We start from the raw sequence: 20859 nt of genomic DNA on the forward strand, positions 1-20859 counted from the left end.
GCGCGGACGGTCACGTCGGCCCCTTCTACTCCGTCGTCATGAAGGACCGGAAGCCCCAGTTCAGCTGGAACGAGGCCGACGTGCTGAACTGGAGCACCAAGAAGCCGTACGACTTCTGACGGCCCGTCGGCCGACCCGCCTGCAGACGAGCGGCGGGGAGCCGATCCTGGTCCGCACCAGCGGACTGCCCGAGATCGGCGGCGCTCCCGGCGGTATGGAATCGCCCTCAGCCTCCAGGAACGCCGGATCTTCGGTATTCGTGACAGAAGGGCTGCCGGAGGAGCACTTGTGACAAGCCGAATGCCTCATTAGTGACAACCAGGCTGCCTCGGCCAGCCTGTCCGCCCGTTCGGCCGGCTTCGCCGGTGACAACACTGAGCGTCGGCTCACGGATGCGACGGCTGCGCCGCCTGCATCTCCCCTCCTACTGTGGAGACCGTGACCGGAGGGATAGTTGGGGTCATGACATCCACAGTAGGAGGGGAGATGCACCCTCGACGTCCAGGAGGTCGGCCCCCCACTCGGGCGGGGTGGTCAGTTCGGCGTTTGTGATGACCGCGCTGCACGGCCGCGATCGCCTGCTCACAGGTGTCGCTCTTGGGGTCGATGGTCAGCTGCACGCCTCCCCCTCCGTGATCCACAACCCCATCCTGCCCCGGACGTACTCCCCTGTTCGCCGGGCCGGGAAGCGGGGCCGTCGAAGGGCGCCCGGTTGCCTAGGAGGCCTTTCCCAGCAGCGAGGCAGGGCCGACCATCACCTGCGGACCGAACCGTGCCCGCGCACAGTCGACGGCGTCCTGCGCCGCCAGCCGTGTCTCCCGCTCGCCGTCCAGCGACAGCTGACCCGCGGCCTGGTCGGCGGACAGGAGATCGTCAGCACGCAGGGGCAGGCCGGTCAGCAGAGCCCGCTGCAGCGCCGCGGAGTCCATGATCCGGTAAGCGGTCGTGCGCAGGTCGTCCTCGTGTGCGCAGGCCTGTGGGAGGCGGCGGGTGCGCGCGAGCGGGCTGCCGCTGGCGAACTCCAGGGTCAGGGTGAGCACCTGCGTGATCTGGCCGCGGCGGCGCAGTTCGGTGCCCAGGCGGACGACGGTGTCGAGGAGGGTGGCGCGGACCTCGGCTCCGTCCAGCGTCTGCCGGGAGAACCGGTGCCGGCGTGAGAGAGAGGCGGGCAGGGCGCGGGGGGTGACCGGGCGTGGGTCGATGCCGCGGGCCCGCTCCCAGGCCAGCCGACCGGCCCGGGCTCCCAGGATCCGTTGCACGGTGTGGAGGGAGAGGCCGGCGAGCTGGCCGGCGCAGTGCACGCCGTAGTGGCGCAGGTCGCTCGCCTGCCGCTCGCCGAGCCCGTACAGCGCGCCCACCGGCAACGGCTCCAACCACTGGTGCGCCTGCTCGGGTTCGACGACGACCAGGCCGCCCGGCATGGGTGCCTGGGCGGAGGCGGTCGCCGCGAGCGCTGCGGTGGACGCGACCCCGATCCGCAGGTCCACCCCGAGGTGCGCCGCAGCCCGCAGCCGGGCCATCTCCGCCAACCCGCGCCCATCGAGGAAACTTCTCCGGGGCGCCGCAAGCGTGCGGTTCAACATCACGCAGCTCAGAAGCGGTAAGGACGACCATAGCGGGTGCAACACCTGTGGTGCACGGATGCGCTCGACGATTCACCCGGACGCGATGGGCCTACTCGTCTCAGGCCGTCCAACTGGTCGATGGCGACTTGCCGTTCGGCTGGGTCTCGTTCGATCGTCTGCCGGAAGACAGCCATGTCGCGGCGGGCTTCCAGGCGGATGTCCTCTGGAGGCCGGTCAGTGGAGCAGCAGGCCGAGGGACCCGGCCATGCCAACGACGTACGGTTCGGGGATCTTGAGGCGCCACAGCAGGGCGAGGGTGACCAGGGCAATGACGGCGGTTGGCAGGTCGATGACAGCCTGGCGGGTCAGGACGACCACCGCGCCGCACAGGGCGCCGCCCGCGGCGGCGGTGGCTCCGGTGACGAACGCCTTGAGCTGGGGGTTGTCGCGGTGGCGGATGAACCATCGGCCGGGGACGACGACGCCGAGGTAGATGGGGATGAAGATGGCGGCGGCGGCGATGAGCGCACCGGTGGCACCGCCGACGAGGTAGCCGATGAAGGCGGCGGTGATGACGACCGGGCCGGGGGTGATCAGTCCCATCGCCACGGCGTCCAGGAACTGTGCCTGTGTAAGCCAGTGGTGCTGGCTGACCACGCCGTCGCGCAGCAGGGGGACGATGGCCAGTCCGGAGCCGAAGACCAGGGCTCCGGTCTTGAGGAAGAACAGGCCGAGGGAGACCAGCGTCCCGCCGGAGGCGAGGGTGCCGAGAGTGGTGGAGGCCAGCGGTGCGGCGGCGATGCCGTAGGCCGATGTGCCCTTGCCGGGATACGAAGTGTGGCGCCGCGGTAGGCGCAGGCGCGGCCGGGCGTCGAGGGCGATCATCAGCAGTCCGGCGCCGATGATGAGGTAGATCGGTTCCCTGCCGGTGAGGGCGGTGACGGAGAACACCACGGCGCTGATGGCCCAAGCACGCCAGTCCTTGCCGTCGGTGAGGCGGACCAGCTTGTACGCGGCGATGGCGATGATCGCCATGACGGCCGGGGCAATGCCGTAGAAAAGCGCCTGCACCGCGCTCAGGCCCGAGTAGTGGGCGTAGACGGCGGCGACAGTGGTGACCATGAGGAAGGACGGCGCAATGAATGCGAGGGCGGTCGCCGCGGCGCCGAGTGCGCCCCGCCTGAGGTAGCCGACCCACATGGCGACCTGCGCGGCCAGCGGACCGGGCATGGTCTGGCCGAGGGCAACGCCGTTGAGGAATTCCTGCTTGGCGATCCAGCCGCGCTTTTCCACCAGGTCGCGTTGCATGTAGCCGACGACGGCGATGGGTCCGCCGAAGCCGAGGGTGCCCAGGCGTAGGAAGTACCGCAGCACGGCGGCGAATCCCGGATCGTCCGAAGCCGTTGCCGAGGCCAGCTCGGGTATCTCGCTGTCGCCTGCGCTGCCTGGTGGCGCCGTGTCCTCGGAAACCATGCGGGTACTGTAACCATGGTTGCATTTTTCCTCAATGGCGCCGGTGGCCGGTTGGCGAAGAGCCGCCGCCGCTATCGGCGGCGCGGGCTGCCCGATGGATGCGGGCATGAGGTGCACTTGCGGGCGAGGGGCCCAGTACGTTCGCCGTTATTTCGAGCCCCCCGCAGGAGGCGATCGCCGAGACCCGCCGGCTTGCTGGCCCGGCGGCGCCGTGCTGTGGCGGTCGACAGCGGCTGATCGAGGTCAGCGGGCGTCGGCGTGGTGGGCGAGGGCTCCGTGCGGGTCGCTGCCGTGGTCGGTGTGGTCGGTGTGGACGGTGGCGGCGTTCAGGCGGGGTACGGCGTGGATGAGGGCGTGCTCGGCGGCGACCGCGAGCGCGTGGGCCTGGACGACGGTCAGGTGGGGGTCGACGACGATGTCGGCCTCGGCCCGCAGGGCGTGGCCGATCCAGCGCATCCTCACCTGTCCGGTGTCGCGCACACCGTCGACCTCGCGCAGGGCGGTCTCGGCAGCGTCGACCAGCTTCGGGTCGACGGAGTCCATGAGCCGCCGGTACACCTCGCGGGCGGCGTCTTTGAGGACCATCAGGATCGCGACCGTGATCAGCAGGCCGACCACCGGGTCGGCCCAGCGCCAGCCGATCGCGGCGCCGCCGGCGCCCAGGAGGACTGCGAGGGAGGTGAAGCCGTCGGTGCGGGCGTGCAGGCCGTCGGCGACCAGCGCGGCGGAGCCGATCTTGCGGCCGGTCGTGATGCGGTAGCGGGCCACCCATTCGTTGCCGGTGAACCCGACCAGCGCGGCGACGGCCACCGCCCACAGGTGGGTGACGTCGCGCGGGTGCAGCAGCCGGTCTACGGCTTCGTAGGCGGCCAGCGCGGAGGATGCGGCGATGGTGACCACGATGGCGATGCCGGCCAGGTCTTCGGCGCGGCCGTAGCCGTAGGTGTAGCGGCGGTTCGCCGCCCGGCGGCCGAGGGCGAATGCGATGCCGAGTGGGACGGCGGTGAGCGCGTCGGCGGCGTTGTGGATGCTGTCGCCCAACAGGGCGACCGAACCCGACACCGCCACGATCCCCGCCTGGATGACGGTGGTCAGACCGAGTATGCCCAGGGACAGCCACAGCGTGCGCATGCCCTCGCGCGAGGTCTCCATCGCCGAGTCGACCTTGTCCATCGCTTCGTGGCTGTGCGGGGTGACCATGTGTGCCAGCTGGTGCCGCAGCTTCGCCCACCGGCCGCTCCCGTGGTCATGACTGTGCTCGTGACCGTGGTCGTGGTGGCCGCCGTCGGCGTGGGGATGCGGGTGGTCCTGCTCGCTGTGATCGTGGTCGTGCGGCACGTGGGTGTGGGACTGCTCGGTCACGGTGATCGCGCCTTTCGCGGTCGGCGGGCGGGGCGGACTGGACTTGGCGTTGCCACTTCCCCATTATGTGCATATGAACGCACGCATGCATCTATCAGGTGCGCACGGCTCGCAACAGCCAGGCGACGGCGAGCGTCTCGCCGCCGCTGTTGAGGTGCTCGGACTGCTCGCCGACCGCACTCGCCTGGCCCTGCTGCGGCGGCTCGGTGAGGGCGAGGCCGACGTCACGACTCTGACCGAGACGACCGGGGCGACGCGGACCTCGGTCAGCCAGCACCTGGCCCGACTGCGGCTGGCCGGGCTGGTGACCACCCGCAAGGAGGGCCGGCGCGTGGTGTATGCCCTGCGGCACGGGCACCTGCGCCGCCTGGTCGATGAGGCGCTGAACGTCGCCGACCATCAGATCGGCCACTTGCCGCCGCACGACTGAACTCCGTCGGCGCCGCCCCAGCTGCAGGTCATGCCTCCTCGGCAGTGTCCCCCTCGCGCAGGGGCCGAAGCCCGCCGGGCACGCCCTGTCAGATGGTGATGACGTTGACCGCCAGTGAGGCGAGGGTGGCGAGTGCCCGTGTCTGGGCGTAGCGGCGTGGATCCGCTGGGATGCGGACGTCAGCGTAGAGGCTGAGGAAGACGTACGTGAGGACGGGCGCGGCCCAGTCGTTGGCGGAGAATCCCGGCAGGCCGTCCTTGTTCAGCGGCGTCATGTTCGCCGAGGTCCGCCACAGATAGACGGACGCCGCGGACAGTACGGCGACCGCGGCCATGTCGGGCCACGCGGCCCGCGGAAGCCGCCAGATCGCGACGGCCAGTGCGAGGACGCCGGTGATGGCGGCGGTCAGCCCGATGTGGGCGGTGCTGAAGATCTCCGATGACGAGGTGATGACGAGCGGCATGGCTTGCTCCGGGATGAAGGGGTCAGGAGGGCTCGTGCCCCAGCAACATGCCCCGGTGGTGGTACTCGTACAGGCCGTCGAAGAGCGGGCCGGTCAGCTCCAGGATCCGCTGGTCGTCGCAGATCATGGACAGGCCGCGCAGGACGACGTCCACGCCGGGGGCTTCGGGGGCGTCGTAGCGTTCGTCGTCGAGGTCGGCCTCGTGGACGATCTCGGCCAGCTTCCACAGCACCGGGTCGGTCAGGTCGTAGCAGCGCAGGATCGTCTCAAAAGAGCAGTCGTCGCCGTGGTGGCTGAGCTGTACGCCGCGCATGTCGAACGGGGTCGCGTCGTCCGAGACTTCGGCGGGATCGGTGACGAAGACGAACTCGGCCTCCTTGTCGATGTGTCGGCGGATCAGCCAGGCACAGGCGGCTCGGTCGATGTGGATCCCGGCGCGAGTGGCCCACTTCATGCGTTCTGCCCCCGGTGGCTTGCGGCCTTCGGCGCTGTGCCGGCTTTGCCGCCTGGTTCGTCGGCGAGGGCGCGGACGGCGGCGTGGGCGCGGTCGCGTTCGAAGGGCGCGAAGAAGTCGCGGCGGCCGATGCGGCGCAGTTCGGCGCGCAGGCGGCGGGCGACGGATGCGGTGTTGGCCGTGCCAGTGGCCTGGGTGGCCTGGTCGATGACGGCTTGGTACTCGGCGGCGCGGGCGGCTGTCATGGAGGTGGCCAGCTCGCGTTCCTGGGCGTGGGTGGCGGGCCGGGCGATCCAGAGGGAGGCGGTGCCGCCGGCCTCGATCGCCTCGTCGGCAATCCACTCCAGCTGTTCACGGGTGCGGGCGTCGGCGGGCAGTGCGACCAGGCCGTCGGAGAGCTGTGCGACTCCCAGGCGCTTGAGCTTGCGCCAGAGAGTGATGCGGGGCGTGGAGGGTTCGCGGGGCATCCGGTAGGAGAGGAGCACCCACTCGCCCGGGGCGCGCGTCGGCTGCTCAGCGGTCATGGCGTGCACCGATCCGTGGGTGCGGACGTTGTCCGGTTCATCGACGCTCCCTGCAGCCAGCTCATGTTCAACGTAACCATGGTTGCATGCCGGGTGGGGTGCCTCAAGCGGTCGTGGGCGGCTGCGGAAGGGTCGGGAGGGTGATCCATACGACGGCGCCACCGTCGGGGTGGTTGAAGGCGCCGTACTCGCCGTCGGCGGCGCGGGCGATGGCGGCGGTGATGGCCAGTCCGAGGCCGGTTCCGCTGGTGGCGCGGGAGCGGTCGGCCTGGGTGAAGCGGTCGAAGGCGTGCGGGAGGAAGTCGGGCGGGAAGCCGGGCCCGTGGTCGCGGACCTCGATGCGGATCTGCTTCGCGCCGGGGCGGCCGGTCACTTCGACCGGGCCGCGGCCGTGCTGCTGAGCGTTGTGGATCAGATTCGTCACCGCCCGATCGAGGCGGTCCCCTGGGACTGCGGCGGTCAGTCCGTCGGGACAGTCGACGGTGATGGTCTTGTCGGGGGAGCCGTTTCGCAGGCGGGCCGCGACGCGGTGCAGCAGCGGTGCCAGGTCGGGAACCGCCGAGGCGGCCGGGATGGTGTCGCGGCGGTCGGTGCGGGCCAGGAGCAGCAGGTCCTCGGCGAGCTGGACCAGCCGTTCGGTCTCCTCATGCGCGGACACGAGCGCGGCGTGCAGTTCGGCGGCGTCACGGGGGTGGCGCAGGGCGAGTTCGATCTCGGTGCGCAGCAGGCTGAGCGGAGTGCGCAGTTCGTGACTGGCGTCGGCGACGAAGAGGCGCTCGTGGTCGAGGGCGGTCTGCAGGCGGATGAGCATGTCGTTGAGGGTGATGGCCAGGCGGGCGATCTCATCGCGGCTGGGTGGTACGTCGAGGCGGTACTCGGTGATGTCCTCGGTGACGGCGGCGGCCTGGGTGCGCATGCGTTCCACCGGGCGCAGGGCCGCGGCAGCGAGGAGGTAGGCGCCAACGGCGGCGAGGACGAACACGATGGGCAGGGCGGTGAGCAGTTCGCGGACGAGGTCGTCGAGGGCTTCCTGCTGGGCCTGGTGGGCGATGCCCGTGGTCGCGCCGTACTCGGCCTGGGACTCGCGGAAGCGGCTGAGGGTGAGGTAGCCGGCGCCGGCCAGGACCAGGGCCATCACGGCGGCGAAGATCGCGGTGAGGCGGATGCGGAGCGGGATGCGGTTCATGACGTGCGGCTCGTGGGGGCGCGGCCGCCGTCGCGGCGGATCCGGTATCCGGCGCCGCGGACGGTCTCGACGGCCCGGGTGCCGTAGGGGCGGTCGATCTTGTCGCGCAGGGCCTTGATGTGGGCGTCGACCACGTTGGAGCCGGGGCTGGTGCCCAGGTCCCAGCAGTGCTCGACGAGCATGGCCCGGGTCAGCACAGTGCCGGGGCGGCGTAGCAGGGCTTCCAACAGCGCGTATTCCTTGCCGGTCAGGCAGATCTCTTCGCCGCCGCGGCGCACGGTGCGGGTGACCGGGTCCAGAGACAGGTCGCCGGCGCTGAGGACGGCCGGCCGTTCGAACGGACCGCGGCGGATCAGCACCCGTAGCCGCGCGAAGAGTTCCTCCAGGCTGAACGGTTTGGTCAGGTAGTCGTCCGCGCCGCCGTCCAGGCCGCGGACGCGGTCAGCGACGGCGTCCTTGGCGGTGAGCATCAGCACGGGCAGCCAGGTGCCGCGCCTGCGCAGGTTGGCGCATACCTCGAAACCGTCCAGGCCGGGCAGCATTACGTCCAGCACCATCGCGTCGTAGACGGCCACGTCGGTGAGGGCGAAGGCCTGGGGGCCATCGGGGGCCGTGTCGACGGCATAGCCCTCCTCGGTCAGGGCCCGGCGCAGCAGGTCCCGCATCTTGGGCTCGTCCTCGACCACCAGGATCCGCATCGCACCTTCCTCGCCCGCCGTCACCACGCACCTCGTCGCGCGGTTCACGATCCGTGCCGCTCATGAAGGTGGCATGAAGTCACCCGTTTGACCGGGTGGCTCTTCATGCCACCTTCATCAGGGGCGACTTCGCTGACCACATAGGCACCTTCACAACGATCTCGACGAGGAGTGGTCATGTCACCCCGTTCGATCACCAAGCCGGCCGCAGGGGCGGCGGCCGCGCTCCTGCTGGTGACGGCCAGCGGCCTGCTGGCAGGCTGCGGCACCCAGACGAACAGCGATGCCGGCGGTCCGAGCGCGGCCGCCGCGCAGCCGAGCCACCTGCAGCAGCCCGTGCAGACCACGGAGAAGGACTGGAAGCCCGTCGCCGACGCCCTCGGCCGTACCGGAACGCTGATGAAGAGCACCGTCTACCACATCGGCCTGCCCCGCAAGGACCTCAAGGTCACCACCGAGGGCATCGCGATCAAGCCGGGCCTCTCCCTCGGCGGCTACGCGAACTTCGCCAAGTACCACGACGGCACCATGCTCATGGGCGACCTGGTCGTCACCGAGGACGAACTGCCCAAGGTCACCGACGCGCTCCAGGCTGCCGGCATCGAGCAGACCGCCCTGCACAAGCACCTGCTCCAGCAGTCCCCGGCCATCTGGTGGACCCACGTCCACGCCATGGGCGACCCGGTGAAACTCGCCCAGGGCCTGAAGTCCGCGCTGGATGCCACGGCCATCCCTCCGGCCTCGCCGCCTCCGACCACGCAGCCGCCCATTGCACTGGACACCGCCGGCATCGACAAGGCGCTCGGCCGCCAGGGCACCGCGGACGGCGGCATCTACAAGTTCTCCATCGCCCGCAACCAGACCGTCAACGACGGCATGCACGTGCTGCCGCCCGCCCTCGGCATCACCACCGGCATCAACTTCCAGCCGCTGGGCGGCAACAAGGCCGCCATCAACGGCGACTTCGTCATGACCGCACCCGAGGTGCAGAAGGTCATCCAGGCCCTGCGGAAGGGGAACATCGACATCGTCGAACTGCACAACCACTCCCTGACCGACCAGCCGCGCCTGTTCTACATGCACTTCTGGGCCACCGCCGACGGAGTCACCCTGGCCAAGGCGCTGCGCCCGGCCCTGGACGCGACCGCGCCGGCTCCCGCGTCATGATCGGCTGGGGTCAGATCGCCTACGGCGCGGTGCTGTCGGCCGTCCTCGCCGCCGTCCTCATCGTCATCGCCCGGGGCCGCGCCCGAGCGGTGGTAATGACCGGTGCGCTCGCCGCGGCCGTAGGTCCCCTCGCCTGGAACGCCATCCTGCGGGCCGCGCACGGGGACCAGTTCTTCACCGACGCACCCGTGGTGGTCTTCCCCATCAGCTGGCAGGACACCGGCTCCGGCGTCTTCACCCTCGCCGCCGCGTCCCTGGGCTACGGGCTGGGCCCGCTGGCCACCCAGCCGGCACGCACCAGCGTCCGCTACTCGCTCCTGGCCACTGTCGCGGCCCTGCTCGTCGACATCTACTTGTACTGAACGGCCCGGCCATCCGTCCCGCCGACCGACATCGGGCGGCGGGACGGACGGGCCGCTTCACCGCCGACCCCCTGGAAAGCCCGCCCATGACCCGTCGCCTTACTCCTCGTGCCCTGCTGGCCCTGGCCGCAGGCCTGGTCATCGCCGCCGCCGTGGCCGGCGTGACGCTCACCCGCGGCAGCAGCCAGCCGCCCAAGGAAACGCTGCCCCTCCGGCTGGTCAAGGAGATCGCCCTGCCGGGTGACAACTCCCGCTTCGACTACTCCAGCCTCGATCCCGGCCGCGGCCTGCTGTTCATCGCCCACCTCGGCGCGAGCCAGGTCATCGAGGTGGACACCCACGCGGACAAGGTCGTACGGACCATCAGCGACCTGCCTGGCGTCCACGGCGTCCTGGTCGTCCCCGCCCTGCACCGTGTCTACGCCACCGCCAGTGACGCAAACCAGGTCGCCGCCATCGACGAGTCCACCGGCAAGGTCCTGCACCGCAGCCCCACCGGCGACACCCCCGACGGCCTGGCCTACGACCCCCTGCACAACACGGTGTGGACCACCAACGAGTCCGACGGCTCGGAGACCGTCGTCGACGCCAACAGCGGAGCGGTCCGCGGCACAGTGACCCTGGGTGGCGAGGCCGGCAATGTCGCTTACGACCCCACCACCCGGCAGATGCTGGTCGACGTCCAGACCCGCAACGAACTCGCCGTGATCGACCCCGTCACTCTCCACATCACCCGCCGCGTCGCGCTGCCCGGCTGCGACCACGACCACGGCCTCATCCTCGCCCCCGCCGACCGGCTGGCCTTCGTCGCCTGCGACGGCAACGCCCGACTGCTCACCCTTGACCTGACCACCTGGCACGTCACCGACACCGAACAGGTCGGCCAGGACCCCGACGTCCTCGCCTACGATCCCGCCGACCGCCACCTCTACGTGGCCGCCGAGTCCGGCTGGGTCACCACCGCCGACCACCGCGACCGGCATCTGACCGTCACCGGCCGCGCCCACCTGGCCGACGGTGCCCACGTCGTCGCCGTCGACCCCACCACCCATCGCAGCTACTACCCCGTCCCCCACGGCTCCGGCGGCCACCCCGCCCTCCTGATCTATCAGCCGTCCCCGTGAAGCCCGGTCGCCGCCCGTAGCTGCTGACACCGCCCGCCAGTTTCGTGTAACCATGGTTGCATCATTGCTTGGACGGTGGAGGTGGCACCCGTGGAGACAAGCGCGTTCGCCCTGGAGCAGGTCACGGTGCGATGCGGCGACGCGGTCCTGCTGGAGGGGATCACCTGCGCCATCCCTGCATCGGCCTGCACCGCCCTGGTCGGGGCGAGCGGCGCGGGCAAGACCACCTTCCTGCGCCTGCTCAACCGCCTCGAAGAACCCACCACAGGAACCGTCACCTTCCAGGACCGTCCCCTGCCCGACTGGGACGTCCTGACCCTGCGCCGCCACGTCACCCTCGTCGGCCAGCAACCCGTCCTGCTCACCGACACCGTGTTGGACGACCTGCGCATTGGCCGGCCTGACCTGAACCGGCGGGAAGCGGCGGCCCTGCTCGACCGTGCTCACCTGCCCACGGCCTACCTCGACCGCGCCACCACCAACCTCTCCGGTGGCGAGGCGCAACGCGTCTGCCTCGCCAGGGCCCTGGCCGTCCGCCCGCAGGCCCTGCTGCTGGACGAACCCACCTCCGCCCTCGACGCCGTTGGCACCGCCGCCGTCGAGGGCGTCGCACGCGAACTGGTCGCCGACGGACTCACCGTGGTCCTGGTCAGCCACAACACCGCACAGGCCCGCCGCCTCTCCGACCACGTCCTCGTCCTCGACGACGGCCGCCTCGCCGAACAGGGCGAAGCTCACCGCGTCGACTACCTCAAGGAAACCGCGTGAATCCCGCCGTCCCCTCTTGGGCGGGAGTCGCCGCCTCCGCAGCCCTGGTCCTCCTCACCATCGCCGTGGCCTGGCGCGGCCGTCTTCGCCTGGCCCACGAGGTCACCGTCGCTGCGGTACGCGCCGCCGTACAACTGGCCGCCGTCGGTGCCATCCTGCTGCTCGTCTTCCGCCACACCGGTCTCGCGGGAGCCATCGGGTGGCTCGCGCTCATGGTACTCATCGGCGGCCGCGTCGCCGCCCGCCGCGCCCCCGGTCTGCACAGGGCCCTGCTCACCGCCACTGCGGCTATCGCCGCAGGCACCGCCGCGACCCTCGGCACCCTGCTCGCTCTCGGCGTGATCGCCACCCAGGCTCGCGTGGTCATCCCCGTCGGCGGCATGGTCGTCTCCGGGGCCATGCAGGCCACCGGCCTCGCTCTGACCCGCCTCACCGACGAGGTCCGCACCGCACGCCCCGCCATCGAGGCCCGTCTCAGTCTCGGTCTGGCTGCCGCCGATGCCTTCGCGCCGCACCAGCGCACCATCGTCCGCACGGCCCTCGTCCCCGCCATCGACTCCACCAAGACCGTCGGCATCATCAGCCTGCCCGGCGCCATGACCGGTCTCATCCTCGCCGGAGTCGACCCCCTCACCGCGATCCGCTACCAGATCGTCGTGATGTACATGCTGCTCGCAGCGGCCGCCCTCGCCGCCCTGACGGCCGCCCGCCTCGCCGAACACTCCCTCTTCGACGACGCCCACCGTCTACGCCCACTGACTACCGGCCCTGCCAAGGCGCGGTTGTAACCACCGATCAGACTGGGCCGAAGGCGGCCGACGCGAATTAACGCTGGTCGGCAGCATCCTGTCCGCCTCACCTTCTTGAGGGCGCTGTCTTCGCGATACGTGCTCGGCCGCACGGAGACGGTCGCTCCTGCCTTCGCACAGGCCTACGGCCCGCTGACGGTGACGGGATTGCGAGTGGCCGGCGACCCGAACCTCGGCAGGTGTGGGATGTGAAGCAGACGCTTGCGGACCTGTGCCACTCGGCGTGTTCGCGGTCTGCCTGGAGCCACGTTGACGGACACCATGACGTGGTCACAAACGAGCGGGGCGGTGGTTCAGCGACCGGGTCACCTCACGATTGGCCACACGGGCCGCCTCGAGCTCTTCGGTGCGTTCGTCGAGTTCCCCCTGCACAGCCGATAGCTGCTGCTCCAGCGTGGTAATCCGCCGCTGAATCCGATCAACATCGGCCGACGCTTCGAGTCCGGAATCCGCCCAAACCTTCGCCCCAATCGACTGCGACAGCCGCTTTTCCGGTTGCCGCACACGGGCGGCCAGGCGGCTGTTGCGTTCCAGGGCATTGGCCAGGTCGGCCTGCAGCGAGGCACGGCTGGCTGCCGTCATCGCCCAACAACTTCACGTCGATCGATGTGTTCTGCGCGTTGGACGTGGGCAAGACCGCCACCACTGCACGGCCCTGCTACGCGATGGCCGCACGACGTTCGACAAGGCGCTGCCCAACGGCGAGCCCCAGCTGCGGGAGCTGTTCGCCCGCCTGGGGCGCAAGGGAAAGGTTCTGGTCGTGGTCGACCAGCCGGCCTCCACAGGCACCCCGGCGGTGACCGTCGCCCGCGCTTGTGGGTGCGAAGTTCCGCCCTGACGGCCGCCCGCCCCCCGGGTGCCGTGCGGGCAGCGCTGCTGGCGCCACGACAGTGCCCTTACTCGGTCGGGTGAAACCGCCGGTGCAGGGAGAACTTCGGTGAGTACCGGCGCGTCGTGCCGTACATGAGAGAGATCAACCATGCGCACGTCGCGGAGCCCGGGCTGGCCGTGGTGGAGATCGCGGCCGCCGATGACACCACCGCCTGCGCCATCCAGCAGCTGCTCGCCGCGCGGGGGCGATACCACCGCGAGGGGTGACGGGCCAGACCGGTATCCACCGAGCCATTCTTTACTCAAGACGTGGATGTCACGGGGCTGTCAGGCAACCGAGTGGGTGATGGTGCCGGTGTAGGCGCTGGCGACGGCTGTGGTGGGCACGGTCAGGGTGATCGTGGGATTCCAGCTGCAGGTGCTGTTGCTGTTCCCGCCGGACCTGGTGAACGCCGTGCGGGGGGGGTGTCCAGTGAGATGGCCTGGGCGGCGGTGGGCTGGCCCGGGGTGCAGGTTCCTGCGCCGACCGTACCGGTGACCGGCCCGGACCAGTAGGAGATGTTCCTATTGGGAATCGTGCCGTTCGTGGTGGACATGACGGTCGCGGTCCAGGTGGGAGCCTGGGCCGCACGAACCGAGACGGTGCCCATCTGCACGCTGCGCGTACCGCCGATGGACAGTGTTCCGCGGCTGACCGACGTGGGGGCCGTGACGGTGAAGGTGGCCGCCGCCCGCAAGGACACCAGGTGCTCGGCAGGAGATGAACTATCCATGTCTGGGTGACCGGTTGAGGATGCTCAAGCACCCGGCGTCGTCGGTGTCGGGGTGCTCGGTGGTCCCGCGGTCGCGGTCCGGGCGGGGTGTGCGAAGGCCGCGAGCAGTGCGGCAGCGAGCAGGATGCGAGAGTGCACGGACGTCCGATAGTGCGGTGAGGACGGATACCACGGGCTCGACTGGTTGATCGAACGGCAGGTGGCCGATGTCGGATTCGACGAGCGGCTGATCGAGGTACTCGAGGACCGCATCGTGGGTTGCAGGCTACGGCTGCTGGAGCACGCGTGCGGACCCGAAAGCTGCACCGTGAGGATGGCACCCCGCCGGTCTTTCTGCCGCGGCGTGCTCACGATTCGCAGCAGTCGTGTATCGGAGTCCCGGACCGGCTCGGTCCCTGGACCCCGGCCGTTGGCGGCCGTGAGTGATGGCCGCGATGTCAGCCGGCCCCGGCGCGCAGAGCACGGTACGGAGCCAGAAGGTCCGAAGCGTCCGTGCGTCGTCCAGCTCCTCGACGCGCCGTCCGGCGGCTTGGGGCGGGACCACCTGGTCAGGGTGGCCGAGCGTATCGCCGCCGCCTGGGCTGCCCGCGGCCGCGCAGTAGGTCTCCTTCTCGTGGAAGGAAGCGAGATGGACCTCTTTCGCGATCCGGGCCGCCCACAGTGGGCGACAGCCGCACTGCCGAAGCCGGTCAGCACATGGACACGGCTGCGGCTCGCTCCCCCACCTGGCCAGCGGCCGCGGAGTCGCTAGCCCGGGGCATCAACGAGCGGCGGTTGCGGGAGAGAAGCAGCGCTCGGACACGAAGCGGGGGCGGTCAGGCCGGTGGCCGCCGGGGCCTCAGGCGCCGCAGAGGCCGTTGCACGAGTTGAGCCACAGGTCCCCGCAGCCGCTCGAACTGCAGACACAGGGGCCGTAACAGGTGGCGTCCGAGCAGCCCGTGATGGCCTCGCAGTTGGTGTCGCAGTCGGGACCGGTCGCTTCGCACCACCAGGCGGCACTGGAGGGGGCCAGGGTGCCTCCGGCCGCCCGGGAGGACATCTGCGAAGACACCTGCGAGAACACCTGCGGGGCCGTCCGCGCGGACTCGTGCGGCGACTCCCGCGGGCCGAGCGTGCCTAGCAGCGCCCGCGCCTCCTGCGCGCCGAACAGGGAGACGGACGTGGCCGCCAGCGCTCGCAGGGCCCTGAGGTCCCGGTTCTTGCCGGTCGTGATGACGCGCGGTGCCAGCTGGGCGGCGTCGTCGATGACGGCGACCTGGGCGGGTGACAGTCCCGGGCGGGCCTTGCGGTAGTCCTCGAAATGCTTGGCCCACAGGGCGGTGCGCACGGCCGGGGGAGACACGGCGAAGATCGCCCTGCGGTAGGGCATCGGGTAGGACACGAAGTCCTCGTAGGCGGTGGGCAGCCGGGCGCTGTTGGCCCGCACCCACCTCGCCGCCTCGCCGTCGCTGCCGTTGCCGGCGCTGCTGCCGTTGCCGGAACGTTTGGCCGCCATCGCCGGAGCCGCGAGCCCGCCGGACAGGACGAACGCCCCGAGGCCCAGCAGCGGCACCGCCTTGAGCAGCTTCCGCCGACCGGGGTGCCGCACGACGTCGGCGTGGTTGAGGGCGCGGACCACGCGCACGGAGTCGGCCACTCCGAGCAGCCGCACCAGGTGCAGGGACAGCGCCGGCCCGGTCCACGCCCGGACGGCGTCGCCGTCCACCGCGAGCAGTGTCGGCGCCCACGGGGCCGCCTTGCCGAGAGCGCGCTGCCGCAGCTCGTGGATCCGCGGTTCCGCGAGGCCGGCGGTCGTCAGCTTGCCGTTCGCACAGGCACGCACCCGGTCCACCACATCGGTGCACGACCGGCAGCCCGCGTCGAACGCGAGGATCCAGCTTGTCATCACGGTTCTCCCATCCGCTGGGCGAAGAAGACGTCTTGCCCAGGCTGGACAGCCGGATAGATTCGGGCAACACCTTTCGATCGTGCTCGAACCCTTTGCCGGATACTTGCCTGTTCGTGGAGCGGTCTTTGTCACAGATGAGCGTATCCGCGAGTCGCTTTCGAGACGGTCTCGGCGCCTTTGACGGACTGGGAGGGCGCTGTCACGTTAACGAGTGCTTGATCGTCTGACGCTGTTTCGGGGTGTGGCGGGGCGGGTCCGGGAGGCTGGTTCAGACCGCGGTGGGCAGGCCGGTGACACCAGTGATGTGGTCCCAGATGGTGAAGCGGATAGTCATCTCGAGCCGGTGCCGGGCGGCGCCGAGGAGGTGTCGCCGGGTGCGGAAATGCGGTGAGATGCCGCTGAACGCGGACAGGAAGCGCTGTGCGGATCCAGGTGAGCGAAAGCCGTTTATCGCGCGTTCGCGCTGGCGGGTCGGCTGGTGGGAGTTCTCGGCCCGATTGTTCAGTCCCTTGTGCGCCCGGTGCTCGACCGAGCCCATCAGTTCGCGGTGGGCGGTGCCGTAGGAGCGGAGCTTGTCGGTCACCAGCGCGGCACCCGGCACTGCTTCTTCATCAGCCTGGCCATGAACCGCTTGGCGGCCTTCGCGTCTCGACGAGACTGGACCAGGATGTCCAGTACCTCGCCGTGCTGGTCCACGGCCCGCCACAGGTACTGCCGCTCGCCGTTGATCTTCACGAAGACCTCGTCCAAATGCCATTTATCGCCGGGACGCGGCCGATGCTGGCGAAGCCCGTCGGCATAGCCCTGCCCGAACTTTCCGCACCAGCGCCGCACCGTCTCGTAGGAGACGATCACGCCGCGCTGCAGCATCAGCTCCTCGACCTCACGGAACGACAGCGGGAACCGGAAGTACAACCACACGCAGACTTTTGTACGACGGCGGCGTACTCGCCACGGCGCCCCTCCCCAACAACCCAGACCAAGATCGTCTCACGGCCGCCCGACAACGTAACAGCGCCGGACGCGAGGGTGGGTCCTGGGCCCGGGATGCCGTGGAAGATGCTGAAGAGGCGCTCACCCCACCTGTGGGAGGGCAGGTCTGGTGACGTGGTGCCTGAGATCGGCCCCGCCACCCAGGCCAGCACCGCGTGAGGTCGCCGCCCGCGAGTACCGCCAGGAGCAACCTCGCACCCTGCGCGCCCGCTCACCCACCACTCCCCCGCACTGCCGCCCGAGGGCTCCAGGGTGATACGCCGTAATCACCCTGGCCCCGGTGACACTTGGAAGACTGCCCGCCCAACAGCGATGAGGCGGCAGCTCTTCAGGTTGGACATGGCTCTCGCCCGAGTTCTACCCCGGCCAGCCCCACCGGCAGCCCATCAGTCACAGAACGTCACAGATCACTGGATCTGAAGCAGCTTCGCAAATCGGACAGAACCATGTACGGCGTCACCCTGACTGGTAGGTGAGGTAGGCAAGACTGTCACCGATGGTGCGGCTACCGCGGCGGCGTCGACCAGGTCGGCCGCTCAGGTCGCCGCGACCAGCCCGGCCTCCGCGATCGCCGCCTCGGTCCGGCGCCGCATGCCGCATGCCTCGCACAGCCCGCTCATTGACGCACCTCCCGCGTTGAACTGCCCGTTCACTACGGAGAGTTGCACGATGGCCCACCCTGCGGGCAGGGAGCGAAAACCCATCGGCATAACCCCCGGCGCACTCCCTCACCTTGATCGGCTAGACACATCAAGGGACACCATCCAGGTTTTGGGGCCATGGGGTAGGGCACAGGGTGAATCTGTCGGACGCAACGGTGGGTCTTGCGCCGATGGTCCTCGTAGTGTGGGTTCAGTTGCAGACGTCGCTGGAGGCGTACACGGGAGTGCCGGTGGTGGTGTCATCGACAAAGGCACAGATGTAATGGCCTGGGCCGTCGGGCCACCAGCCGGAGCCGGCACCCGTGGAGTCCCAGAGCACGAGGCCGTTGTCGTTTAGAACGAACTTGCAGTATCCGCCAACATAGGTCGGGTTGAGTTCCACCTCGTCGTGCCAGCCGCCATTGACGTAGTGCAGCTCGATCTTGTGATCTGCAGTGCAGTGCGCTGTGCCGAACCAGTGGTCGCCCTCGTTGGCGGCGAAAGCGGGTGTGGGCGAGGACAGAGTGATCGCAGCACCGACGCCAAGGGCGACGATGGCGGATTTCAGGGACGTACGGCGAGACAGCATGAAGCGATCCCTTTCGAAGTCGGCGCGGCCGGCTAGCCGGGCTGAGCCACACTCACAGCGCCCCAACGCCAGCGCCAGCGGCTTTTCAGACACGCGCGGACGGGACTGAGCTATTTACAGGACTGCTCGACGGACGCGTCTTCTCGCGTCGCCTCGTCCCGTACATCGCGCAGGACGTAGCCCCCTGGCGGGACGTCGATCGGCTGACTCAAGAGGGCGTCGAGGAGTTCGTCCTCTTCCACGCTCGCAGCGTACTGACGACGTCAGGCGCTTGCCTCGACGTCCGCCTTCGGCCTGAACGTCAACGTCCAGTACCTCTGCCGGTACTCGCGGTCGACGCGCACGTCCTCGTGCTGGTTCTCCAGCTTCCAGTCGGCCGCCTCGATTTTCTCGATGGCCTGTGCAAGTCCACCGTCGGGCCTGCCTGGTATGGCGTGGACGGTGCGGACGTACACCCGTACGCCGCGCCGCCGGGTCGGCGTCTCGCAGGGCAGGTCGAGGGTGAGGGCGCTGCTGTGTCCGGTGTTCTGGGCATGCCGTCGACGACCGCAGTGGTGAGGAGTTCACCGCGGTCGTCGACGGCGTTGAGTACGTGGGGCTTCTTAAGCGAGGGCGAGGATGAGGCCGACGGCGATGAGGAGCGCAGCCGTGATGGCATGGATGCTCAGTGCTTGGCGGAGGGTTCCTCCGTTGGTGAGGACGATGACGGCGTCTCCGATCGGGGTGATCGCTGCGGCGAGCATGGCCCAGCCGAAGACGTGGACGCCGCCGGCTGCGAGGGCTGCGAGTGGCACTACTCCGGAGGTGATGTCGCGGACGCCCTTGATGCTGGTCAAGGCGCGCAGGCTGTCTGCGGGTACGCCGAATCCGGCCATGGCGACCTGGGGGGCGATCAGGAACCGGACTCCGATGAACAGGATGAAGGCGCAGGCGAGGAGTGCGACGGCGAGGGCGGCGACGGTCATGACGATTCCTTTCAACGTTATCTATCGACGTTCTATAACGACGTTAGCACAGGAAGGGGCGGCGCTCCTAGCCAGCGCCGAGGACGAGTCCTTCCGCGTCGCCAGGCGGGACGGCGTCGGGCCGGGTGGAGGGATCGCCGTTCTCTAACGTTGATAGGTAACCGTGCTATGGTCGGTACCATGTCCCCCAAACCAGCACCCGACCTCGAACTGCGACGCAGCCAGATCGTCCGCGCCGCGCAACAGCTCGCCGAGTCAGACGGCTGGGTGGCGGTGACGATGCGCGCGGTGGCCTCCCGGCTCGGTGTCACCCAGCCGGTCCTCTACTCGGTCTTCAGCGGCCGACAAGCAATCATCGACGCCGTGGCGCTCACCGGATTCACCGAACTCGCCCAAGCACTCGAAGCAGCCGATACCGAGCCCATGGCGCGCATGCGCGCCTACCTCGACTTCGCCGTGGCCCGGCCCCACCTGTACGAAGCCATGTTCTCCATGCCCTCGGACCTGCGATTCGCAACCGAGAGCGCCCCTGAACCGCTTCGGCGCGCCTTCGCGGCCATCCACGAGACCTTCCCCGCTCCCGACCACAACAGAGCAGAAGTCGCCTGGGCAACCCTGCACGGCCTGGCCACCCTCCAGATGGGCGGCCGCCAGCCCGCGTCACGCATGCAGAGCCGTCTGGAATACGCCCACCACATACTGACCCAGTGACCTAGCTTCAACAGGTGCGAGCAGATCAGCACCTGATCCCGCCCAGCCATGCCGGACAGGATCCCGCAGCCATCCCGGCGGGCACGAAACCCGCCCGGAGCAGCACTGATCGCCACGCGAACGCCCCCTGGCCGGGCGTCCCATGACACTCAGATACCCGGGCTCAGTGCAGCGCGCCGATGGCCTTCTCGATCAGGGCCCGCGCCTGCGCCCCGCACACGGCGTCGCCGCGCACCTGCTCGAACGCCTGCAGGCACAGGGCGATCTCCGACGACCAAGCGATCTTCAACCAAAACGAGTTCGACAGACACGAGCCGGTCATCGTAGACGTGGAAGATCTCCCGCGACCATTGGCCTCTGTAGGCGGCGGTCATCGGGATGATCCCGAGGGAGACCTGTGGCAGGGCACCAGTCATGAGTAGGAAGCCGAGTTGGGCCGCCATCTCCTCAGCGCCGCAGATCTGGTGCCGAAGGGCGCTTCTCGTCCCTGTCGGGGCGGATTGCCTGCTGGTATCCGAGGATCGCGTCCCATGAAGTGGTGTAGCCGGGCAGGGTCCCGGAACGCGCGGGTGTCTGCCCGGGGCGTGCACCTGCTGGTGGTGCACACCCCCTGAACAAGGGCAGGCCATCGCGCAAGTCTCCCTGGTGAACGGCCAGTTCAACCGGAGGAGCACGCGATGGCCTTGTCCCAGTCTGAGCTGATGCGGCTGCTTGAGTCACTACGTCGGGCCGATGGAGTTGAAGCAATCAGGGTGGTGTGCGAGCGCATCCTGCAGGAGCTGATCGAGGCCGAGGCCACCGAGGTGATCGGTGCGGCGCCGCGTGAGCACTCCGAGACGCGCACGACCTGACGCAACGGCCACCGGGACAGGGTGCTGACCACGCAGGCCGGCGACCTGGACCTGAAGATCCCCAAGGTGCGCAGCGGGTCGTTCTTCCCGTCGCTCCTGGAGCGCCGGCGTCGGATCGACCGGGCATTGTTCGCCGTGTGTCGGCGTACGGCCTCTGGTCCCCAGTTGCGTACGGGCGAACGTCCCCGGCGGTTAGGCCACTTCGGTCTCTCGCTCGATGGCCTTGAGGCGG

23 protein-coding genes and 4 pseudogenes are annotated in these 20859 nt (G+C 69.6%); 10 read left to right on the forward strand and 17 right to left on the reverse strand.

Annotated elements, in window-relative coordinates:
• Positions 1–716 precede the first annotated feature (716 nt).
• From ACIRVK_RS42950 to ACIRVK_RS42960, 3 genes are all read right to left on the reverse strand, one after another.
• Positions 717–1520, reverse strand: coding sequence for a hypothetical protein (locus ACIRVK_RS42950; RefSeq protein WP_404257240.1), 804 nt, complete (start codon positions 1518–1520; stop codon positions 717–719).
• A gap of 279 nt (positions 1521–1799) precedes the next feature.
• Positions 1800–3038 (reverse strand): chromate efflux transporter, encoded by a 1239-nt coding sequence (gene chrA / locus ACIRVK_RS42955; RefSeq protein ID WP_404257200.1) that lies wholly within the window; start codon positions 3036–3038, stop codon positions 1800–1802.
• A 243-nt stretch (positions 3039–3281) separates the two neighbouring features.
• Positions 3282–4259, reverse strand: a complete 978-nt coding sequence (locus ACIRVK_RS42960; RefSeq protein WP_404257242.1) for a cation diffusion facilitator family transporter — start codon at positions 4257–4259, stop codon at positions 3282–3284.
• Between the two features lie 214 nt (positions 4260–4473).
• Here ACIRVK_RS42960 and ACIRVK_RS42965 point away from each other — a divergent pair, with 214 nt between their 5' ends.
• On the forward strand, positions 4474–4830 hold the full coding sequence (locus tag ACIRVK_RS42965) for a winged helix-turn-helix domain-containing protein (RefSeq protein ID WP_404257202.1): 357 nt from the start codon (positions 4474–4476) through the stop codon (positions 4828–4830).
• Positions 4831–4918: 88 nt separating this feature from the next.
• Here the strand turns inward: ACIRVK_RS42965 and ACIRVK_RS42970 are convergent, their stop codons facing one another.
• The 5 genes from ACIRVK_RS42970 to ACIRVK_RS42990 all read right to left on the reverse strand — a co-directional run bounded on the left by ACIRVK_RS42970 (position 4919) and on the right by ACIRVK_RS42990 (position 8155).
• Positions 4919–5293 (reverse strand): hypothetical protein, encoded by a 375-nt coding sequence (locus tag ACIRVK_RS42970; protein WP_404257204.1) that lies wholly within the window; start codon positions 5291–5293, stop codon positions 4919–4921.
• 22 nt (positions 5294–5315) lie between these two features.
• On the reverse strand, positions 5316–5747 hold the full coding sequence (locus ACIRVK_RS42975; RefSeq protein WP_404257206.1) for a chromate resistance protein ChrB domain-containing protein: 432 nt from the start codon (positions 5745–5747) through the stop codon (positions 5316–5318).
• Positions 5744–6271 carry a Chromate resistance protein ChrB gene (locus tag ACIRVK_RS42980; protein ID WP_404257208.1) on the reverse strand — a complete coding sequence of 176 codons (528 nt, stop codon included), beginning with the start codon at positions 6269–6271 and terminating at the stop codon, positions 5744–5746. Before ACIRVK_RS42980 ends, ACIRVK_RS42975 begins: the two co-directional genes overlap by 4 nt.
• A 103-nt stretch (positions 6272–6374) precedes the next feature.
• Positions 6375–7457: a sensor histidine kinase gene (locus tag ACIRVK_RS42985; protein WP_404257210.1), complete on the reverse strand. Its 1083-nt coding sequence runs from the start codon at positions 7455–7457 to the stop codon at positions 6375–6377.
• Positions 7454–8155, reverse strand: a complete 702-nt coding sequence (locus tag ACIRVK_RS42990) for a response regulator transcription factor (protein WP_404257212.1) — start codon at positions 8153–8155, stop codon at positions 7454–7456. The genes ACIRVK_RS42985 and ACIRVK_RS42990 overlap by 4 nt, the downstream gene beginning before the upstream one ends.
• 177 nt (positions 8156–8332) lie before the next feature.
• Here ACIRVK_RS42990 and ACIRVK_RS42995 point away from each other — a divergent pair, with 177 nt between their 5' ends.
• The 5 genes from ACIRVK_RS42995 to ACIRVK_RS43015 all read left to right on the forward strand — a co-directional run bounded on the left by ACIRVK_RS42995 (position 8333) and on the right by ACIRVK_RS43015 (position 12364).
• Positions 8333–9322, forward strand: a complete 990-nt coding sequence (locus tag ACIRVK_RS42995) for a DUF1259 domain-containing protein (protein WP_404257214.1) — start codon at positions 8333–8335, stop codon at positions 9320–9322.
• Positions 9319–9684 carry a hypothetical protein gene (locus tag ACIRVK_RS43000; RefSeq protein WP_404257216.1) on the forward strand — a complete coding sequence of 122 codons (366 nt, stop codon included), beginning with the start codon at positions 9319–9321 and terminating at the stop codon, positions 9682–9684. The genes ACIRVK_RS42995 and ACIRVK_RS43000 overlap by 4 nt, the downstream gene beginning before the upstream one ends.
• Before the next feature lie 86 nt (positions 9685–9770).
• A complete protein-coding gene (locus ACIRVK_RS43005) occupies positions 9771–10808 on the forward strand; it encodes a YncE family protein (protein ID WP_404257218.1) in 1038 nt (345 codons plus the stop codon).
• A gap of 90 nt (positions 10809–10898) precedes the next feature.
• Complete coding sequence (locus ACIRVK_RS43010) at positions 10899–11576, forward strand: ATP-binding cassette domain-containing protein (RefSeq protein ID WP_404257220.1); 678 nt, start codon at positions 10899–10901, stop codon at positions 11574–11576.
• Complete coding sequence (locus tag ACIRVK_RS43015; RefSeq protein WP_404257222.1) at positions 11573–12364, forward strand: ABC transporter permease; 792 nt, start codon at positions 11573–11575, stop codon at positions 12362–12364. The genes ACIRVK_RS43010 and ACIRVK_RS43015 overlap by 4 nt, the downstream gene beginning before the upstream one ends.
• A gap of 291 nt (positions 12365–12655) precedes the next feature.
• Here ACIRVK_RS43015 and ACIRVK_RS43020 read toward each other — a convergent pair whose 3' ends face one another.
• Positions 12656–12967 carry a hypothetical protein gene (locus ACIRVK_RS43020; RefSeq protein WP_404257224.1) on the reverse strand — a complete coding sequence of 104 codons (312 nt, stop codon included), beginning with the start codon at positions 12965–12967 and terminating at the stop codon, positions 12656–12658.
• A 20-nt stretch (positions 12968–12987) separates the two neighbouring features.
• Between ACIRVK_RS43020 and ACIRVK_RS43025 the strand changes: the two are divergent.
• Both ACIRVK_RS43025 and ACIRVK_RS43030 read left to right on the forward strand, forming a co-directional pair.
• A pseudogene (locus ACIRVK_RS43025) lies at positions 12988–13214 on the forward strand (transposase); the annotation flags it as partial.
• 134 nt (positions 13215–13348) lie between these two features.
• On the forward strand, positions 13349–13483 hold the full coding sequence (locus ACIRVK_RS43030) for a DUF6207 family protein (RefSeq protein WP_404257226.1): 135 nt from the start codon (positions 13349–13351) through the stop codon (positions 13481–13483).
• Positions 13484–14827: 1344 nt separating this feature from the next.
• On the opposite strand, the gene ACIRVK_RS43035 is transcribed toward ACIRVK_RS43030, so the two are convergent.
• From ACIRVK_RS43035 to ACIRVK_RS43065, 7 genes and pseudogenes are all read right to left on the reverse strand, one after another.
• A complete protein-coding gene (locus ACIRVK_RS43035; RefSeq protein WP_404257227.1) occupies positions 14828–15874 on the reverse strand; it encodes a bacteriocin fulvocin C-related protein in 1047 nt (348 codons plus the stop codon).
• A gap of 271 nt (positions 15875–16145) precedes the next feature.
• Positions 16146–16855 (reverse strand): annotated as a pseudogene (locus ACIRVK_RS43040) (IS6 family transposase).
• A 551-nt stretch (positions 16856–17406) separates the two neighbouring features.
• Positions 17407–17538 (reverse strand): hypothetical protein, encoded by a 132-nt coding sequence (locus ACIRVK_RS43045; RefSeq protein WP_404257229.1) that lies wholly within the window; start codon positions 17536–17538, stop codon positions 17407–17409.
• A 184-nt stretch (positions 17539–17722) separates the two neighbouring features.
• A complete protein-coding gene (locus tag ACIRVK_RS43050; protein ID WP_404257231.1) occupies positions 17723–18193 on the reverse strand; it encodes a hypothetical protein in 471 nt (156 codons plus the stop codon).
• 17 nt (positions 18194–18210) lie between these two features.
• Entirely contained in the window at positions 18211–18342 is a 132-nt protein-coding gene (locus tag ACIRVK_RS43055; protein WP_404257233.1) for a hypothetical protein, read from the reverse strand.
• Between the two features lie 21 nt (positions 18343–18363).
• Positions 18364–18555: a hypothetical protein gene (locus ACIRVK_RS43060; protein ID WP_404257235.1), complete on the reverse strand. Its 192-nt coding sequence runs from the start codon at positions 18553–18555 to the stop codon at positions 18364–18366.
• A 147-nt stretch (positions 18556–18702) separates the two neighbouring features.
• A complete protein-coding gene (locus ACIRVK_RS43065) occupies positions 18703–19065 on the reverse strand; it encodes a DUF4267 domain-containing protein (protein ID WP_404257236.1) in 363 nt (120 codons plus the stop codon).
• A gap of 180 nt (positions 19066–19245) precedes the next feature.
• On the opposite strand from ACIRVK_RS43065, the gene ACIRVK_RS43070 reads away from it, so the two are divergent.
• Positions 19246–19776 (forward strand): TetR/AcrR family transcriptional regulator, encoded by a 531-nt coding sequence (locus ACIRVK_RS43070; RefSeq protein ID WP_404257238.1) that lies wholly within the window; start codon positions 19246–19248, stop codon positions 19774–19776.
• Between the two features lie 163 nt (positions 19777–19939).
• Here the strand turns inward: ACIRVK_RS43070 and ACIRVK_RS43075 are convergent.
• Positions 19940–20255 (reverse strand): annotated as a pseudogene (locus tag ACIRVK_RS43075) (Scr1 family TA system antitoxin-like transcriptional regulator); the annotation flags it as partial.
• A 198-nt stretch (positions 20256–20453) separates the two neighbouring features.
• Here ACIRVK_RS43075 and ACIRVK_RS43080 point away from each other — a divergent pair.
• Positions 20454–20765: pseudogene (locus tag ACIRVK_RS43080) on the forward strand (transposase); the annotation flags it as partial.
• Between the last annotated feature and the right edge of the window lie 94 nt (positions 20766–20859).

This window comes from Streptomyces sp. NPDC101152 (assembly GCF_044768275.1).
Taxonomy (GTDB): domain Bacteria; phylum Actinomycetota; class Actinomycetes; order Streptomycetales; family Streptomycetaceae; genus Streptomyces.

What these genes read in the sequence shown, in the direction of transcription:
- ACIRVK_RS42950 (WP_404257240.1), bottom strand. Translation starts at nt 1,520, where the DNA reads ATGGCCCGGCTGCGGGCTGCGGCGCACCTCGGGGTGGACCTGCGGATC.
- ACIRVK_RS42965 (WP_404257202.1), top strand. Translation starts at nt 4,474, where the DNA reads ATGAACGCACGCATGCATCTATCAGGTGCGCACGGCTCGCAACAGCCA.
- ACIRVK_RS42980 (WP_404257208.1), bottom strand. Translation starts at nt 6,271, where the DNA reads ATGACCGCTGAGCAGCCGACGCGCGCCCCGGGCGAGTGGGTGCTCCTC.
- ACIRVK_RS42990 (WP_404257212.1), bottom strand. Translation starts at nt 8,155, where the DNA reads ATGCGGATCCTGGTGGTCGAGGACGAGCCCAAGATGCGGGACCTGCTG.
- chrA (WP_404257200.1), bottom strand. Translation starts at nt 3,038, where the DNA reads ATGGTTTCCGAGGACACGGCGCCACCAGGCAGCGCAGGCGACAGCGAG.
- ACIRVK_RS43030 (WP_404257226.1), top strand. Translation starts at nt 13,349, where the DNA reads ATGAGAGAGATCAACCATGCGCACGTCGCGGAGCCCGGGCTGGCCGTG.
- ACIRVK_RS42985 (WP_404257210.1), bottom strand. Translation starts at nt 7,457, where the DNA reads ATGAACCGCATCCCGCTCCGCATCCGCCTCACCGCGATCTTCGCCGCC.
- ACIRVK_RS42970 (WP_404257204.1), bottom strand. Translation starts at nt 5,293, where the DNA reads ATGCCGCTCGTCATCACCTCGTCATCGGAGATCTTCAGCACCGCCCAC.
- ACIRVK_RS42975 (WP_404257206.1), bottom strand. Translation starts at nt 5,747, where the DNA reads ATGAAGTGGGCCACTCGCGCCGGGATCCACATCGACCGAGCCGCCTGT.
- ACIRVK_RS43070 (WP_404257238.1), top strand. Translation starts at nt 19,246, where the DNA reads ATGTCCCCCAAACCAGCACCCGACCTCGAACTGCGACGCAGCCAGATC.
- ACIRVK_RS43000 (WP_404257216.1), top strand. Translation starts at nt 9,319, where the DNA reads ATGATCGGCTGGGGTCAGATCGCCTACGGCGCGGTGCTGTCGGCCGTC.
- ACIRVK_RS43065 (WP_404257236.1), bottom strand. Translation starts at nt 19,065, where the DNA reads ATGACCGTCGCCGCCCTCGCCGTCGCACTCCTCGCCTGCGCCTTCATC.
- ACIRVK_RS43035 (WP_404257227.1), bottom strand. Translation starts at nt 15,874, where the DNA reads ATGACAAGCTGGATCCTCGCGTTCGACGCGGGCTGCCGGTCGTGCACC.
- ACIRVK_RS42995 (WP_404257214.1), top strand. Translation starts at nt 8,333, where the DNA reads ATGTCACCCCGTTCGATCACCAAGCCGGCCGCAGGGGCGGCGGCCGCG.
- ACIRVK_RS43005 (WP_404257218.1), top strand. Translation starts at nt 9,771, where the DNA reads ATGACCCGTCGCCTTACTCCTCGTGCCCTGCTGGCCCTGGCCGCAGGC.
- ACIRVK_RS43020 (WP_404257224.1), bottom strand. Translation starts at nt 12,967, where the DNA reads ATGACGGCAGCCAGCCGTGCCTCGCTGCAGGCCGACCTGGCCAATGCC.